The organism is Allostella sp. (genome assembly GCF_041913585.1).
GTDB lineage: Bacteria > Pseudomonadota > Alphaproteobacteria > ATCC43930 > Allostellaceae > Allostella.
Genome location: NZ_JAYSFE010000211.1, coordinates 2,726 through 4,613 on the forward strand (window position 1 = coordinate 2,726; position 1,888 = coordinate 4,613).

Below are 1,888 nucleotides of genomic sequence, written 5' to 3' on the forward strand. Positions count from 1 at the left end.
GGGCCGTCCTTCGACCGCGCCGGCAATCTCTGGCTCACCGACATCCCGAACGGCCGGATCCTGCGGCTGTCGCCGGAGGGCGAGTTCACGCTGGTCGCCGAGTACGACGGCGAGCCGAACGGGCTGAAGATCGCCCGCGACGGCCGGATCTTCCTCGCCGACTACAAGAACGGCATCCTCACCCTCGATCCGGCCTCGGGGCGGGTCGAGCCGGTGATGCCAAGGCGGCATTCCGAACGGTTCCGTGGTCCCAACGATCTCGTCTTCGCCGCCAACGGCGACCTCTATTTCACCGACCAGGGCCAGAGCGGCCTCCACGACCCCTCGGGGCGGGTCTACCGGCTGACCGCGGCGGGACGCCTGGAGTGCCTGATCGACCGCGTGCCGAGCCCGAACGGCATCGCGCTCTCGCCCGACGAACGGACGCTCTATGTCGCGGTCACCCGCGCCAACGCCGTCTGGCGGGCGCCGCTGATGGCCGACGGCTTCCCTTCCAAGGTCGGGACCTTCCTGCAGCTTTCGGGCGGCACCGGACCGGACGGGATCGCCGTGCTCGCCTCGGGCGGGCTCGCGGTCTGCCATGTCGGGCTGGGGGCGGTGTGGCTGTTCGGGGCGACCGGCGAACCGGAATGGCGCGTCGACACCTGTGCCGGACCGGGCACCACCAACCTCGCCTTCGGCGGCCCGGATCGCCGGACCCTCTACGTCACCGAGAGCGAGACCGGTCAGGTCCTGAAGGCCGACCTGCCGGTCGCGGGGCTGCCGCTCTATTCCCACGCCTGAGCGCGCATGGCTCAGGCCTCGGGTGGGCGCCGGCGGGCGGTCTCCCGCTCCATGGCCTGGCGCAGGTCGGCCAGCCGGACGGGCTTGGTGAGGTAGGCGTCGGCGCCCGCCGCCAGCGCCGTGGCGCGGTCGCTGTCGGACGCCAGCGCGCTGACGCAGAGGATCGGCGCGCGCGCCGCCGGCGAGGCCAGCGCGCGGATGTGGCGGATGGCATCCAGTCCGTTCATGCCGGGCAGGTTGACGTCGACCAGCAGCGCGGCGAGGTCGGGCCGCCCGGCGGCGGCCTCGACCCCGAGCTCGCCGGTGCCGGCCACTTCGGCGGTGAAGCCCAGGATGCGGACCATCTCGGCCAGCAGTTCCTGGTTCACCGGATCGTCCTCGATGACGAGGACGGTACCCCGCGCCCGTGTCCGGCCCGGCGCTCCTTCGGCGGGCGCCGCGGCGGCGCGCGTCGCCGAGCGGACCGGCAGGACGAGCCGGAAGCGGGCGCCGTGGCCGAGACCGGCGCTCTCCGCCGTGACCTCGCCGCCCATCCGCCGCGCCAGGCCGCGGGCGATGGCGAGCCCGAGGCCGGCGCCGCCGTACGGCCGGGTCGAGCTGGAGTCGGCCTGGGAGAAGCGGTCGAACAGCGTCGGCAGGTTCTCGGGCGCGATGCCGACACCGCTGTCGGTGACGGTGAAGGACAGGCGGACCTGACCGTCGGCGTCCGCCGGCTCCGCCGCGATGGCGACGCCGATGGTGCCGTCGCGGGTGAACTTGACGGCGTTGCCGATCAGGTTGCTCAGGACCTGCCGCATGCGGGCGGCGTCGCCGATGACGGCGCGCGGTACCCCGGTCGCGACCTGGACCTCGGCGCGCAGACCCTTCTCGTCCATCGTCGGGCGGAACAGGTCGAGGATCGAATGCACCTTGCCGACCGGGTCGAGGACGCCGAATTCCAGCCGGATCTCGCCGGCATCGATGCGCGCGAAATCGACGATGTCGGAGAGGAGCCGCAGCAGGCTCCAGCCGGAACGGCGGATGGTCGCCACCCACTTGCGCTGGATCGGGTCGCGGATCTGCTGGTCGAGCAGGTCGATGTAGCCGAGCACGGCCGTCAGCGGCG

2 protein-coding genes are annotated in these 1,888 nt (G+C 72.9%); one reads left to right on the top strand and one right to left on the bottom strand.

Annotation, left to right across the window (positions count from 1 at the left end; genetic code table 11):
• A partial coding sequence (locus ACE3Q3_RS23000; protein WP_374449970.1) for an SMP-30/gluconolactonase/LRE family protein occupies positions 1 to 783 on the top strand: 783 nt, incomplete at its 5' end.
• A gap of 11 nt (positions 784 to 794) precedes the next feature.
• Here the strand turns inward: ACE3Q3_RS23000 and ACE3Q3_RS23005 are convergent.
• Positions 795 to 1,888 (bottom strand): hybrid sensor histidine kinase/response regulator (locus ACE3Q3_RS23005; protein ID WP_374449972.1); only part of this gene is annotated, 1,094 nt, incomplete at its 5' end.